12 protein-coding genes and 1 riboswitch are annotated in these 14,121 nt (G+C 49.6%); of the genes, 6 read left to right on the top strand and 6 right to left on the bottom strand.

Annotation, left to right across the window (positions count from 1 at the left end; genetic code table 11):
* Positions 1-218: 218 nt before the first annotated feature.
* The gene (locus AS151_RS16550) at positions 219-494 is read right to left on the bottom strand and encodes a hypothetical protein (RefSeq protein WP_071518175.1); all 276 of its coding nucleotides are present in this window, start codon (positions 492-494) and stop codon (positions 219-221) included.
* Between the two features lie 299 nt (positions 495-793).
* Between AS151_RS16550 and AS151_RS16555 the strand changes: the two genes are divergently transcribed.
* Together AS151_RS16555 and recG are read left to right on the top strand one after the other, a co-directional pair.
* Positions 794-1,732: a hypothetical protein gene (locus tag AS151_RS16555; RefSeq protein WP_071518176.1), complete on the top strand. Its 939-nt coding sequence runs from the start codon at positions 794-796 to the stop codon at positions 1,730-1,732.
* A 39-nt stretch (positions 1,733-1,771) separates the two neighbouring features.
* Positions 1,772-4,273: an ATP-dependent DNA helicase RecG gene (recG, locus tag AS151_RS16560; protein WP_071518177.1), complete on the top strand. Its 2,502-nt coding sequence runs from the start codon at positions 1,772-1,774 to the stop codon at positions 4,271-4,273.
* Between the two features lie 144 nt (positions 4,274-4,417).
* Here recG and AS151_RS16565 read toward each other — a convergent pair whose 3' ends face one another.
* The 3 genes from AS151_RS16565 to AS151_RS16580 form a co-directional block, all read right to left on the bottom strand.
* The gene (locus tag AS151_RS16565; protein ID WP_071518178.1) at positions 4,418-4,870 is read right to left on the bottom strand and encodes a DUF4278 domain-containing protein; all 453 of its coding nucleotides are present in this window, start codon (positions 4,868-4,870) and stop codon (positions 4,418-4,420) included.
* 44 nt (positions 4,871-4,914) lie between these two features.
* A riboswitch (Glutamine riboswitch) is annotated at positions 4,915-5,016 on the bottom strand.
* Between the two features lie 298 nt (positions 5,017-5,314).
* Positions 5,315-5,992 (bottom strand): hypothetical protein, encoded by a 678-nt coding sequence (locus AS151_RS16575; RefSeq protein ID WP_084639654.1) that lies wholly within the window; start codon positions 5,990-5,992, stop codon positions 5,315-5,317.
* 171 nt (positions 5,993-6,163) lie between these two features.
* Positions 6,164-6,712 (bottom strand): Npun_F5560 family protein, encoded by a 549-nt coding sequence (locus AS151_RS16580; RefSeq protein ID WP_071518180.1) that lies wholly within the window; start codon positions 6,710-6,712, stop codon positions 6,164-6,166.
* Positions 6,713-6,889: 177 nt separating this feature from the next.
* On the opposite strand from AS151_RS16580, the gene tmk reads away from it, so the two are divergent.
* Positions 6,890-7,570, top strand: coding sequence for a dTMP kinase (tmk, locus tag AS151_RS16585; protein WP_071518181.1), 681 nt, complete (start codon positions 6,890-6,892; stop codon positions 7,568-7,570).
* Between the two features lie 59 nt (positions 7,571-7,629).
* Here the strand turns inward: tmk and AS151_RS16590 are convergent, their stop codons facing one another.
* Positions 7,630-7,863 carry a ferredoxin-thioredoxin reductase variable chain gene (locus tag AS151_RS16590; RefSeq protein WP_071518182.1) on the bottom strand — a complete coding sequence of 78 codons (234 nt, stop codon included), beginning with the start codon at positions 7,861-7,863 and terminating at the stop codon, positions 7,630-7,632.
* Positions 7,864-8,229: 366 nt separating this feature from the next.
* On the bottom strand, positions 8,230-9,318 hold the full coding sequence (gene ald / locus AS151_RS16595; RefSeq protein WP_071518183.1) for an alanine dehydrogenase: 1,089 nt from the start codon (positions 9,316-9,318) through the stop codon (positions 8,230-8,232).
* Between the two features lie 128 nt (positions 9,319-9,446).
* Between ald and AS151_RS16600 the strand changes: the two genes are divergently transcribed.
* The 3 genes from AS151_RS16600 to AS151_RS16610 all read left to right on the top strand — a co-directional run bounded on the left by AS151_RS16600 (position 9,447) and on the right by AS151_RS16610 (position 13,782).
* On the top strand, positions 9,447-9,668 hold the full coding sequence (locus tag AS151_RS16600; protein WP_071518184.1) for a TOBE domain-containing protein: 222 nt from the start codon (positions 9,447-9,449) through the stop codon (positions 9,666-9,668).
* A gap of 96 nt (positions 9,669-9,764) precedes the next feature.
* Positions 9,765-9,947 (top strand): chlorophyll a/b-binding protein, encoded by a 183-nt coding sequence (locus tag AS151_RS16605; RefSeq protein WP_071518185.1) that lies wholly within the window; start codon positions 9,765-9,767, stop codon positions 9,945-9,947.
* A 157-nt stretch (positions 9,948-10,104) separates the two neighbouring features.
* Positions 10,105-13,782: a hydantoinase B/oxoprolinase family protein gene (locus tag AS151_RS16610; protein WP_071518186.1), complete on the top strand. Its 3,678-nt coding sequence runs from the start codon at positions 10,105-10,107 to the stop codon at positions 13,780-13,782.
* Positions 13,783-14,121: the final 339 nt, after the last annotated feature.

Consider the following 14,121-nt stretch of genomic DNA (forward strand, 5'->3'; position numbering starts at 1 on the left):
TTAAAATATTTGCAGCACCATTACAGTCTGCATTGATGTATTGGTTCGCACCCGTGCAGTAGAGTCCCCGCTTTGTCCGTTTTCTAGATGGCTTCCAGCTATCGGGTTGTTCGCCGATGGTCGGCAAGAAGTCATCATCTCAAAACGAAGCTTTTGATGTGGAGGATTCCTCAGTTTGTTGTACCAGCGGTTGATGGACTTCAACTGCCGTCCAATGGTCAATCCCAAACCATGCTTTCACCAAATTTGCCCAACGGCACCCGCATTTGATTGTCTTGTAATTTCAGGGCTGGCTGGGGATAGCTCACCACTGCAAGCCCACGCTTCTTTTGGTAGTTCGGCAGTTTTGGCTTATCCGCCAACTCGCCATTGCGCCACGTTTTGAGCAGCTCACGGTAGGACTTGAAAGATTCCCATACTGACAATAAGACTTGCTGCGCTGCCTGCGAGTAGAGGGTTTGATAGTGCCGACTCAACTTGTATTCGTAAACCAAAGAATACTTGCCAATGTATTTCCTTGTGTTGAAATACCATTGCCGTGCTTTGTTTCAACGGCTGGTAATGTTAGCTGTGAGGTAATTCAGCGATATATTGAGGCTCAAGGGAATAGTAGCTAGACTGAGCTGGGGCTAAAGCCCCAAGGTTGGCTGTATCCCCTCGCTGAAGCAGAGGGGTTTTAGCCTTCCCATGCTCTTTCTATAAAAATCCTATTGGTGAAATTTTCCCTAGCCACGGCAAGATGGAAGGGAAAAATCGAGATACAATTTTTCCTAGGTAGGAAACACATAGAACTATGGCTGGAGCAATTGAAAAAATCGAACAAGATTTAGCCAAGATGGATGAAAAGGTAGCCCAGCTACGGGAGGAGACCCATAAAGTTTATAACAGCTACCTGGAAATTTTGGGCAATGCTGTTCGGCAACAATTAGTGTTGGCAGCTTACCAGATTTGTACCCATACCTATCCAGATCGCTTTCTCAATTTATCGGTCAGCGAACGGGAAAAGCTACAAAAATTCCTACGTCAAGTTGCTGCGCGCACGCAAGAAGAGATCGCTTCGCTTTTAGAAAACCTACCTGCCGCTTCCGAAATCCCTGCAAGCGAGTGGCAAAATGAAGCTGCCGCGGAAACGGAAACCGAAACCGATAGCCATCAAGATACAGCATCTGAAAACGACAAGCAACAAGCTACATCTTCGCCAAATGGGGAAGCTATGGAATGGGGGGATACCCAGTCGACAGACCTCAGAAGTCAGCTGTTGGGGGAAGACCCCGTACATCCTTTTGCAAAATGGTTGGAAATGGTAGAAAGTGCCATCAGCAACGTTCTCCACAATAGCTCTTATCAAGCCAACCACGTACTAAAAGAAGCAGGGGTATTGATGCCGGAACTTCCCGACCCACTTTTGGAAATGGCGGTTCACTCCAGTGCCAATGCCGATACCTCCGGTCCTCCCAATGTGATTCGTTTGTACGTGCAAGCGGAAGCGCCGCCAGAGTCCCAAGAATCCCAGAAGAAAAGCGAACCCGTTCCCATTACAGTCATTGCACTTCACTTAGGGGAACTGGAATTTGCCGAACCGCAGGTCATGGCGCAACGTAACCAGCTGCGCCAGCTTATATCCCAGTTTTCCCAACTCAAACAAGCCTACGAACAAAAACAGCAAGAATGGCTCGTCGCTACGGCGGAGGCCAATTGGCGTGCCATTTGGTTTGAAGAATCCCATCCGTAACCCTTCCAGGCAACAAGCAGTCGCAATCAACCACCGCCGATGAGAAATGAGAAAGCACAAAGTATAGATTGGTCCCGGTTGCAAAAGGCACTGGCTGTCGAGTCAGAAAATGGCTTTGCTGACATGATGGGGAGATCCTATCGCTTCAGTGAGTTTATGCAAATGAGCTTTCGCGATCGCCCCCCTTCTCTCACGGAAGACGAAAAGCGGCGGTGGGAACTGGTGGCAACTGCCTACGCGCAGTATCCCCGCATGGAAACGGAACAGCGCCGCAGCCTGGTGGAATACACCCGTCAGTTGCTTTTGGCATTAGAAAGAAGTGCCAACAAGCGATCGCAAAACCAAGAAACCGCCACCCCCCAAACCAACGGTTCTCGACTGGCAGCCAAAACCAAATCTTCCACCCAGCCAGCCATTGCCAACCAAAGCAACGCCCTAGAACAACCCTTATTAAAACTACCCAATATCGGGGTTAAAAAAGGGGAGCAGCTCGCCAAACTGGGACTGTACACCGTCGGTGACTTGCTCTACTACTTTCCTCGGGACCACTTAGACTACGCCAAACAAGTTCCCATCCAAGATTTACAAGCTGGGGAGACCGTAAGTATCATTGCCAAAGTCCAGCGCTGCAAGTGCTTTAGCAGTCCCAAAAACCGCAAGCTCACCATTTTAGAACTTTCCCTACAAGACAATACCGGCAAAATCAAAATTACCCGCTTTTTCGCTGGCATGCGCTACGCCAACCGCGGCTGGCAGGAACAGCAAAAACGCCTCTATCCCGTGGGTTCTATTGTGGCAGCTTCTGGGTTGGTGAAAAAGAATAAATATGGCTTGACGTTAGACAATCCGGAAATTGAGGTAATGGATGGCTTGGGAGGGCAGTTAGAATCGGATAAAATCGGACGTTTGGTGCCGGTTTACTCCCTCACGGAAGGGGTAGGTGCCGATTTGGTACGCAAGGCGGTGGTCACGGCACTGCCAGCGGCTGCCCACATTTGCGATCCGTTGCCCAAGGGATTGCGATCGCGTTACGGTTTAATGGACCTCCCTAGCGCCATTGCTGGCATTCACTTTCCCAACGACCGGCAACAACTGCAAGACGCACGCCACCGTTTGGTCTTTGATGAGTTTTTCTACCTACAACTGGGACTGCTCCGCCGCCGCCAAAGCCAAAAACAAACCCAAACCAAAGCGATCGCTCCCTCACAAGGCTATCTCATCGAACAATTTTACCAGCTTCTGCCCTTTGAAATGACCGGTGCCCAAAAACGGGTCATCAACGAAATCCTCACCGACATTCAAAAAACCACCCCCATGAATCGCCTCGTACAAGGGGATGTGGGTTCGGGAAAAACCGTCGTGGCCGTCGTTGCCATGCTGGCAGCGATTCAAGCTGGTTATCAAGCTGCCTTAATGGCCCCCACAGAAGTTCTCGCCGAACAACACTACCAAAAATTGGTCAACTGGCTGACCCTGCTAAACTTACCCGTAGAACTGCTCACCGGGTCCACCAAAGCCGCCAAACGCAAACCCATTTACCAACAGCTAGCCACCGGCGAACTGCCAGTAGTGGTCGGAACCCACGCCTTAATTCAAGATACGGTAGAATTTCACCGTTTGGGACTGGTTGCCATCGACGAACAGCACCGCTTTGGCGTGGAACAGCGCGCCAAATTGCAGCAAAAAGGCGTTGCCGGCGCACCTCACGTTTTGACCATGACCGCCACGCCGATTCCGCGAACCCTGGCGCTAACCCTGCACGGAGATTTGGATGTCAGCCAAATTGACGAACTTCCCCCTGGTCGTACCCCCGTGCAAACCACGGTTTTGAAAGCTAAAGAACGCAAGCAAGCACACGATTTGATTCGGCGGGAGGTGGTACAAGGCCGGCAAGCTTACGTGGTGTTGCCTTTGGTGGAAGAATCGGAAAAATTGGATCTGCGATCGGCGATTGAAGAATATCAAAAGCTGCAAGAAACGGTGTTTCCAGAATTTTCCGTGGGATTGCTGCACGGACGTATGGCCTCGGCCGAAAAAGAAGAAGCGATCGCAAATTTCCGTGATGGTCAAACCGAAATTTTGGTATCCACCACCGTAATCGAGGTTGGTGTAGACGTTCCCAACGCCACAGTCATGTTGGTAGAAAACGCGGAACGCTTTGGTTTATCCCAACTCCACCAACTGCGAGGTCGCGTGGGGAGGGGGGCCGCCGCTTCCTATTGCTTGCTAGTGATGAACGCCAAAGCCACACCAGAGGCACAAGAACGCCTGCAAGTTCTCGCCAAATCCCAAGATGGCTTTTTTATCGCCGAAATGGATATGCGACTGCGCGGACCTGGGGAAGTCATGGGAACCCGCCAGTCGGGAATGCCAGATTTTGTCCTGGCGAGTCTGGTAGAAGACCAAGATGTGCTCATGGTAGCACGGGAGGCTGCCGAAAAGGTCCTTGCCAAAGACCCCACGCTCAATCGCTGGCCCCAGTTAAAGGCGGCTTTGGCAGAACGCTATCGGAAGTTGATGGGGGGTGCCATTTGGACGTAGTGGCAGGAGCGGAAGAAGGAAAGAATAAAAAAAGAACCGGATTCTGCAGGGAGAACCTGAGAACCCGGTTGGCATCCTATTTCGTTTTCTCTATGTTGGGTGGTAGATGGAACCGCCAACTAGAGAAACTGGCGTAGGAATGCGTTAGCTGTGAGCGATGCGAGAAGGACCGTAGGTCACGCGGAAGGTAGGATGAACCTTACCTTGGATGCGGTTCCAGTAGTCACCGACTTCTGCTTCGTCCATGCCTACATCGTGGATGCTACGGCTGAGCATCGCTTGTTGGCGTTTTTTGATAACCTGGTTACCTTTGTACATCAAGGCACGCGCTTTTTCTTGCACCGTGGAAATGGCAACTTCTGCTGGTTCCACAGCCGGCTGGGTTGTAGGTGCAGGTGCGGCTGCTTCGTTGCTGTTGCCGTTTCCGTAGGGGATGCCGCGATATTTTAGCTGCAGCGTGGTTTGATAAACCGGCGTTTTCTTGGGATTGCGAAAGCGCCAATCCAGGCCACGATATTTTCCGCGAGCACCAGTATCAACTGTATCTACGGGAGTAGGGTTGTAATCGTATTCGATACCACGATAGTTAAGTTTCATTTTCGTCGCCTCCTTACGAGCTTGAAGCTAAATTTGCTAAGTGAGGCGCGTTCCTTCGGGAGAATTCTCCCCCTACTTCCGTCTCTTTCTTCGGTCGCTTCGGTAGCTCGATTAGGCTACTGCGCCCTCGGAAAGAGATGAACGATTTAACTTTCTGTATACATTGTTACGATTTTTCGGGAAAATGTCAAGTCTCGGGAAAAAAATTTGGGAAAAATTTTTGCCGGGGGCAGCAGATGCGATATCTTTATTTCCAGAAAACCGAATCTTGAGGTCGCCGCTACGCGATCGCGGTGTATTTTCCCGGCAATAGGGAATTGACTGTTCGTCTGCCGGGTCAATTTGGCGTGGAAACCAACCAAGCCAAACCAAAAAACAATAAAGACGCCATGGAATTGTCCTCTGGCGTCTTTGGCGAATCTCTGAAAGCGATTGTGGCTGGGGTTAGGAGGAACATTGCGGGTCGGCGCAACTAACCAAAACGGATTGAATGTAGGCGTTGCGATGGAATTCGTTGGTTTCGTAGAAATTCAGCCTGCTGGCCACTTCTTTTGGCGCGTTGGGATAAATACCGGCTAGCTGGTGGTCTGGCGTGGCAGGGGTAAAGAGAATTTCCGGCTTTTGATATTCGGAAAAGACAACCGATTCGCGGGATTCGCCGTTTAAAGTGTAGCTGAGGGTGGCTTCTCCGTATTTGGAGACGGCATGGCGTAGGAGGGTTTGCGGACCCACCCCTTCTGCGGTTTGGTAGCGGGGATTGTCGGTCATAAGAAATTGTATGCGGTCTCGATTGGTGAAGGAATTTCCCGATAGGTACAAAATATAAAATTGTAGGTTGCCCGCTTGAAGCACCGCGATCGCATCAAAATCTCCCTGAAAATCAGGCACAACGCGAAATTTTGCCGAGGGTCCCATAATTTGTTTCAATTCCCCCAGGGTCATGCCTAATTTGGCAACCCCAATACCACGGGTCGATATGGGTTGCGTTTGTGTTAGAGACTGCGGCTGGCGCATTCGTTCGGAGGCGGCAGGTGTGGCCAATTTAAAGTTGGTTGCACTGGGTAAAGCCGTGCAGCCATAGGTTCCGAAGAGCAGTCCCAATAGAACAATTTTGCCTTTCATGAGTTTTTGGACTGACTTGGTAGCAACGAAAGCAAAATATAGAAATATTTTATCATTTTCCTTTCGATGCTGTTTTCTTGTTTATTGTTTCCTCGCTGCTACCAAGGAAGCCAAATACAGACCCAATGTTTTCCATTGCTGTGGCACCCCGAACTATCAAAATGAAAAGCATTAGGCATTGCCAAAACTCGGCAATTCTACCCCATCTTCCGAGTCGTCGCCGCGAAAGCTTGGCAGTTCGAGATGCTGGGAACGTTTCGATCGCAAAGCCAGGCGATAGCTAACGCTTTGCAGTTCTGCATGCAAACGGCGGTTTTCTTTTTGTAACTGTTCCAACTGTTCGGTGACCGGTTGAATCCGTTCCTGGAACTTCTGGCGGTAAATTTCCGGCAAATCTTGGACCACTTGTTCCAACATGCGGCTGCGGTCGGTGAGTTCTTGATTGGTTTGGCGGAGTTGGTAAATTTCCTCGTCGCGGTTTTCCAACTGTTCTTGATAAAACGCCACTTGTTCTTCTACTTGGCGCAGTTGTTCCCGCAAGGCTTCCATTTCTTCTTGATGGCGTTGAGATACTTCTGGTGCCGGTGTAAAATTCGTATTACCCTTGACCAGTCGGAACAGTTCGGCAGAAAGTTGCTCTACCAGTTGCTCTCGCATTTGCAACTCGGACTGCAAGCGGGAGATTTCCGATTGTAATTGTTGGGGATTGGATGTTTCCATAACAGCTTACCTGTCGCTCGGTTGTCAAAAATGACTTTCTATTGGATGCTAGGGGATTGGTTTCTTTCTACCAAAGAAAAAACATCCACTAGTATGGTGGCACTCTATAACCTCTTTGACAGTCAATGTAGCACTTTCTTTGGACGTAGCAGCTAGGATTTCAGGAATTTTCTTTTCATGCGGGGAAAATTAATTGTTTTTGAAGGGTCGGAAGGTGGCGGCAAAAGCACCCAAATCGAAAAATTGCGCCACTGGTTGGTGACGCACCCCTGGTGGCAGGAATTGGGATGGGAAGGGGCCACCCCACCCAAAGCGATCGCGACTCGGGAACCTGGGGGAACGGAACTTGGCGATCGCTTGCGGGAAATGTTGCTATATGGTGACTTTACACCACCCTTGCACGATCGCGCGGAGTTGTTCCTCTATGCTGCCGATCGCGCGCAACATGTGGAAACCTTCCTCAAACCTCATTTAGAAGCTGGCAACCTGATTTTATGCGATCGCTATGTGGATTCTACGATTGCCTATCAGGGATACGGTCGGGGAGGCGATTTGGATTGGATCCGCCGTTTGAACCAAATGGCTACCAACGGTTTGGAAAGCGATCTTACCTTTTGGTTGGATGTGGATGTGGAAGTGGGGTTACACCGGGCCCGCCAAAGCGGTAAAATAAGCGATCGCATGGAACAAGCGCATCTGGATTTCCACCGCCGCGTACGCCAGGGATATGCCGATTTGGTGGCCAAGCAACCAGACCGGAAAGTTCGCATCGACGCCAACCAACCGGCAGCCGAGGTTACTGTTCGGATTCAAGAAATTTTGGGACAGCATTTGCGAAAATGGTTTGCCTCTCCCTAAACCAAGATAAAATTAGGAGACATCGCCTTTGATGTCTCCCCTGCCAGCTGGCTAGCTTGTTACTGGGACGGTTCGATAACTTCAAGTTCGTCTTCGCGCAGGTGGGCGCTAAACTTTTTCTCAAATTTAACTTTAATCGGGAGATTGGCACTCACTGGTCTACCCTGCCATTGTTGAATCACATCAACAATTTCTCCCTCCATCCCCTTGATATCGAGGGGTTGGTTGCGATGTTTGGGATGGTGGTACACCGTAACCGATTGTTTGACCCGAACGCGATCGCCAATTTTCATGATCGATAGAACTTTTACGAATTTTCCAGGATTTCTTTTCATTTGAGCGGCAACTCTCTATATTAGCAGCCATCTTGGCAGATAAGAAACAAAAAGGTTTGTTTACTCCCACCGCCGTCTTAACCTTTGTTAAGCTTTCCTTTTCCCTAAGAAAAAATACCAGGTTTTGGCGATCGCCGCATTTGGCGTAGCCTTGGCAAGCAAACCCATAGGGTTTCTTCTCTTGCTTCTTCGGGATAAAAAATAGAAAACGGAAGCATAAAGATAGCTGTTTGTTATCCTTTTTGAGCTTCCATTCTCTATTTCCTATATTGATTGACAAACGCCCGTCAATTGGTCCTAGATAGCGGTGGTACCAGAGTTGGTTTAGCTGGCCAAGTCGGGGAAAACTTCTTTCACTGCCGGATGCACCAAACGGCGATCGCGTACGTTCACTCCCTTCGCCAAAATCGGGAATTTCTCCAATCCTTCCAAACCATAATTTGCCAACTTCAACACATAGGATAACGTACTGTTGTTCAACGCTTGCGTAGCTGTCCAAGGAACGGCCCCCGGCATATTGGGAACGCCGTAGTGAACCACCCCCGCATCAACATAGGTGGGTTGGGTATGGGAAGTGGGGTGTAAAGTTTCCACGCAGCCGCCTTGATCCACCGCCACATCCACAATTACCGCACCTTCTTGCATGCTTTCTACCATACTGCGGGGCACCAACGTCGGCGCGCGCCTTCCCAACACCAAAACCGCACCAATCAACAAATCCGCCTCCGGAACTACCTGTTCGATTTGCAATGGTTCGCTGTACAGCAGTTCCACCCGCGAACCAAATAAAGTTTCCAGATAGGCCAGGCGTTCGATATTGATATCAAAAATCTGTACCCGCGCACCCATACCAATAGCCATGCGCGCTGCTTCCGTTCCCACCATACCGCCGCCGAGAATCACCACGCGACCCGGTCGTACTCCCGGAACGCCACCCAGCAAAACGCCGCGACCGCCTTGCTGCCGTTCCAGAAAACGCGCACCAAATTGCACCGCCAACCGACCAGCAATAATACTCATAGGGGTTAGCAAAGGTAATTTGCCATCCGGCAATTCCACCGTTTCGTACGCGATCGCTGTTACCCCCGATTCCATTAAAGCTTCTGTCAATTGGCGATCGGCCGCCAAATGCAAATAGGTAAACAGCAACTGTCCCTTTTGCAAAAAATCATACTCCGATGGCAAAGGTTCCTTCACCTTCACCACCATTTCGCAATTCCAGGCTTCCTGCGCCGACGAGACAATTTTGGCTCCTGCATGCGCGTAATCCCCATCGGCAAAGCCAGCGCCATCGCCAGCCGTCGTTTCCACAAATACCTGATGGCCGCGTTCTTGCAACACGCGGACGCTACTGGGACTCAACCCGACGCGAAACTCTTGGTCCTTAATTTCCTTAGGGACACCGATTTCCATGAACTACCTCGTATAATTATCCTTTTAAGCATCGTAGACTACATTTTTTCCCAACAACTGTTTCTATAATTACCGGCCAGCCAAGCGCGACAAACACTTTCAACTGCTATTTATAGGAGGATAAAACCATGACAGCAAAAATTAGCGGACGCAACAAGTTGCAGGGAAAAATAACCGATATCAAGATGGGTGATATTCTAGCAGAAGTTACCGTCCAAGTCGGAGACAACCTGGTGGATGCCGTTATTACCCGCGGTTCGGCAGAAAACCTGCAGCTAACCGTTGGCGACGATGTCACAGCGTTAATCAAAGCCACCGAGGTCATGGTTATCAAAGATGTACAAGGATAGCAGGGTTTGCCAACGGATAGCCATCCATTGACGTAGGGGCAATATCTGGCAGAAAATAAAAAGCTAAAATATAACCACTCTAAGAAAGAGAATCTCATGAGCGAATCCCCATCCACACCCCAACCTAGCGAAACCCCCAATCTGGAAGAACCCAAATTCGGCTTCAACGAATACGCAGAACGCCTGAACGGCCGTGCTGCTATGATTGGTTTTGTCGCCATGCTGCTGGTGGAGTATTTTTCCGGAGAGGGATTGCTGTCTTGGTTGGGATTTCTCTAAAACAGCAAAATGCCTGCTAACTTTTTGGTCATAGGTATATTGGCAGAAATGATAGGTAGGGGTGACTTGCAAATCACCCCACCACTGCTTGCTGGCACTTCCAGTGTGGGGGTATTTCCCTTGATTTTAAAATCTTTTTAAAAGCTAGGATTGATGGATGCAGGACGGTAAGAAATTGTGGCAATTTTGGATCGATCGCGGCGGTACGTTTACCGATATTGTCGCTAGAAGTCCCAACGGGGAAACCATTGTCCGGAAATTGCTTTCGGAAAATCCCCAGCGCTACCAGGATGCCGCCGTACAAGGCATTCGAGAGATTTTAGAAGTTCCCGCAGGCACCGCCGTTCCCGTGGAAAACATCGCTGCCATTAAAATGGGAACCACCGTCGCCACCAATGCCTTGTTAGAAAGAAAAGGCGATCGCACAGTGTTAGCCATCACCCAAGGATTTCGGGATGCGCTGCGTATCGGCTATCAAAACCGTCCCGATATTTTTGCGCGGGAGATTGTTCTCCCCGAAATGCTCTACGAACAGGTAATAGAAGTTGAAGAACGCTGCACGGCCACCGGCGAAATTATACAACCCCTCAACCGCGAACGCTTGCGCGAACAATTCCAAGCTGCCTACCATGCCGGCATCCGCAGTTGTGCTATTGTATTTATGCACGGCTATCGCTACCCGCAACACGAAGCGATCGCAGCTGAAATTGCCCAAGAAATCGGCTTTTCGCAAATTTCCGTATCCCACCAAGTCACCCCGCAAATCAAACTCGTCAGTCGCGGCGATACCACCGTCGTCGATGCCTACCTCTCCCCCATTCTCAAACGCTACGTCGAACAAGTAGCCGCCGAACTAGCCAAAGGCGCGGAACACCTACGTCCGCAAATTCGCCAGCGCTTGATGTTCATGCAATCCAACGGCGGTTTGGTGGATGCCGAACAATTTCAAGGCAAAGATAGCATCCTCTCCGGTCCTGCCGGTGGCATTGTCGGTGCCGTTCAAACCAGCTTGCGCGCCGGCTTCGATAAAATTGTTAGCTTTGACATGGGAGGTACCTCCACCGACGTGGCGCATTACAACGGCGAATACGAACGGGAATTTGAAACCGAAATTGCCGGAGTGCGCCTGCGAACCCCTATGATGGCCATTCATACCGTTGCAGCTGGTGGCGGTAGCCGTCTGTTTTTCGATGGTTCCCGCTATCGGGTGGGACCGGAATCCGCTGGTGCCGACCCAGGTCCGGCTTGTTACCGTCGTGGTGGTCCGCTAACGGTGACCGATTGTAATGTCATGTTGGGGAAAATTCAACCATCGTTCTTTCCCCATGTTTTTGGCCAAGATGGCAATAAACCCCTCGATCGCGATACAGTTAAGCAAAAATTTCAACAATTAGCCGCTCAAATCCAACAAGATACCGGATGGCAGCGATCGCCAGAACAAGTCGCTTCCGGATATTTAGCGATCGCTGTAGAAAAAATGGCCAGTGCCATCAAGAAAATTTCCCTCCAGCGCGGCTACGATGTTTCTAAGTATACCCTATGTTGTTTCGGCGGTGCTGGCGGACAACATGCCTGCGCGATCGCCAATTCCCTAGGTATCAAACGAGTCTTCATCCATCCGCTAGCCGGGGTTCTCTCCGCCTATGGCATGGGATTGGCAGACGTACGCACCATGCGCGAACAAACCGTAGAAGCACCATTGACCCCCGACATATTGCCACAGATAGAAAATATTTTCCAAGAACTTCTCGGGTCGTTTCGCCAATCCCCAGAAAACCACCAACAAATTATTCGCAAAATCCATATCAAATACGAAGGCACCGACACCCCTTTGGTTGTTGATTTTCGTTCCAATTTTCAACAACTCAAACAACGCTTCGAACAAGCACATCTCGGCATCTACGGATTTACCCATCAAACCAAATCTTTGATTGTTGCCACGGTATCGGTGGAACTGGTCCGCCAAATGGATACACCAGCGGAACCCACCGTTTCCAGCCAGCAAAAACAAGCAAAACCCATCGCCACCGTTTCCATGTATGTCGGCGACGAGTGGCAGGATACCCCAGTCTTTCGCCGCGACGATTTGCCACCCCACCAAGTGATTCCAGCGCCAGCCTTAATTGTAGACAAAACCGGCACCAACGTCATCGAACCCGGCTGGCAGGCACAACGAACCTCGCAAAATCATTTGGTTCTATCGGCGGTAGAAGCACCAACCACCACCATTAGCGAACCTTCAGTCGCCGCAGCCGAAAAAGGTACCGCCGACCCAGTAATGCTAGAAATTTTCAATAATTTGTTCCGTTCCATCGCCGAACAAATGGGGGTTACCTTGCAAAATACCTCTTCTTCGGTAAATATTAAGGAACGTTTGGATTTTTCCTGTGCGATTTTCGATGGAGAGGGTCAGTTGGTAGCCAATGCGCCGCATATTCCCGTTCATTTGGGGTCCATGAGCGAAAGCGTGGCGGCGTTGATTGCTTCTAAGAGCGATAAAATTGCCCCGGGAGATGTTTATATTTCTAACAATCCCTACCACGGCGGTACTCATTTGCCCGATATTACGGCAATTACACCTGTATTTGCTACAGAAAATAACCACGAATCCAAGAACAAACCCCTATTTTACGTTGCTTCTCGCGGTCACCACGCTGATGTAGGTGGAATTACCCCTGGTTCCATGCCACCGAACAGCACCCATATCCAAGAAGAAGGGATTTTGTTGGATAACTTTTTGTTGTTAGAAGGGGGCCATTTTCAGGAAGCGGAACTGCGATCGCTTTTGGCAGACAATCCCTATCCAGCCAGAAATCCCGACCGCAATATCGCCGATTTGCAGGCACAAATAGCAGCAAACGAGAAAGGCGTGCAAGAGATTGGCAGAGCGATCGCCAATTTTGGTTTGGATACCGTCCAAGCATACATGGGTCACGTACAAGACAACGCCGAAGCCTCGGTAAAACGTGCCCTTTCTGTTTTATCCGATGGCGAATCTATCCAAAAATTAGATAATAACGCCCAAATCCAAGTAAAAATTACCATCGACCGGGAAAATCGCCTGGCAAAAATCAACTTTAGCGGCACATCCGAACAACAAAACAATAATTTCAACGCACCAGCCGCCGTTTGCAAAGCCGCTGTTTTGTATACCTTCCGAACCCTAGTAGACGACGATATTCCCCTCAATGCCGGCTGTTTGAAACCGTTACAGGTAGAGATTCCCCAAGGTTCCATGCTCAATCCCCAATATCCTGCCGCTGTGGTGGCTGGTAACGTAGAAACTTCCCAAAATATCGTCGATGCCTTGTATGCAGCTTTGGGAGTAACGGCGGGTTCTCAGGGAACCATGAACAATTTCACCTTTGGCAACCAAACTCACCAATACTACGAAACCATTTGCGGCGGTTCTGGCGCGGGGAGATTCTTGGGAGAGAACGGTCCATCAATTTTTTCCGGCACTGATGCGGTGCAAACTCACATGACCAATTCCCGCCTGACAGACCCAGAAGTCTTGGAATTGCGATTTCCGGTTTTGGTGGAACGTTTTGCCATTCGCGCCAACTCCGGTGGTAGGGGGATAGGCAGAGGCGGCAATGGAGTTATCCGGCGAATTCGCTTCAACGAATCCATGACGGTGGGAATTTTATCCAGCCATCGCAGCATTCCACCGGCGGGATTGGCTGGTGGCGGCGATGGTTTGCCGGGAAATAATTATGTAGAACGCGGCGATGGTAGCATTGTACAGTTAGCTGGTACGGATACGGCGAAAATGGCACCAGGCGATGTTTTTGTTATTGAAACGCCTGGCGGTGGGGGATATGGGAGTGGATGAATAAAAGTGATATATTATCCAAATAGGGGCATTTCTATTTTTCTGAAAAGTAGGGTGGGCATTGCCCACCGTACCAACCTTATTCTCAAATAATACCATTTCTGAGAAACAACGACTGTCTAAATTTTTCCAATTGCCCTGGTAGGGGCGCTTCGCGAAGTAGTAGAAAAGTACGGTGGGCAATGCCCACCCTACAAACCTTATTCTCAAATAAAATATTCAATAATTTTAAAATTAAATCTAAATTTCTGAAAAGTACAAACCTTATTCTCGGATAAAATATTCAATGGTTTTAAAATCAAATTTCTGTGATGTATTCCCCGATACCGGACATCCCCA

Origin of the sequence: Geitlerinema sp. PCC 9228, assembly GCF_001870905.1 — a bacterium.
GTDB lineage: Bacteria > Cyanobacteriota > Cyanobacteriia > Cyanobacteriales > PCC-9228 > PCC-9228.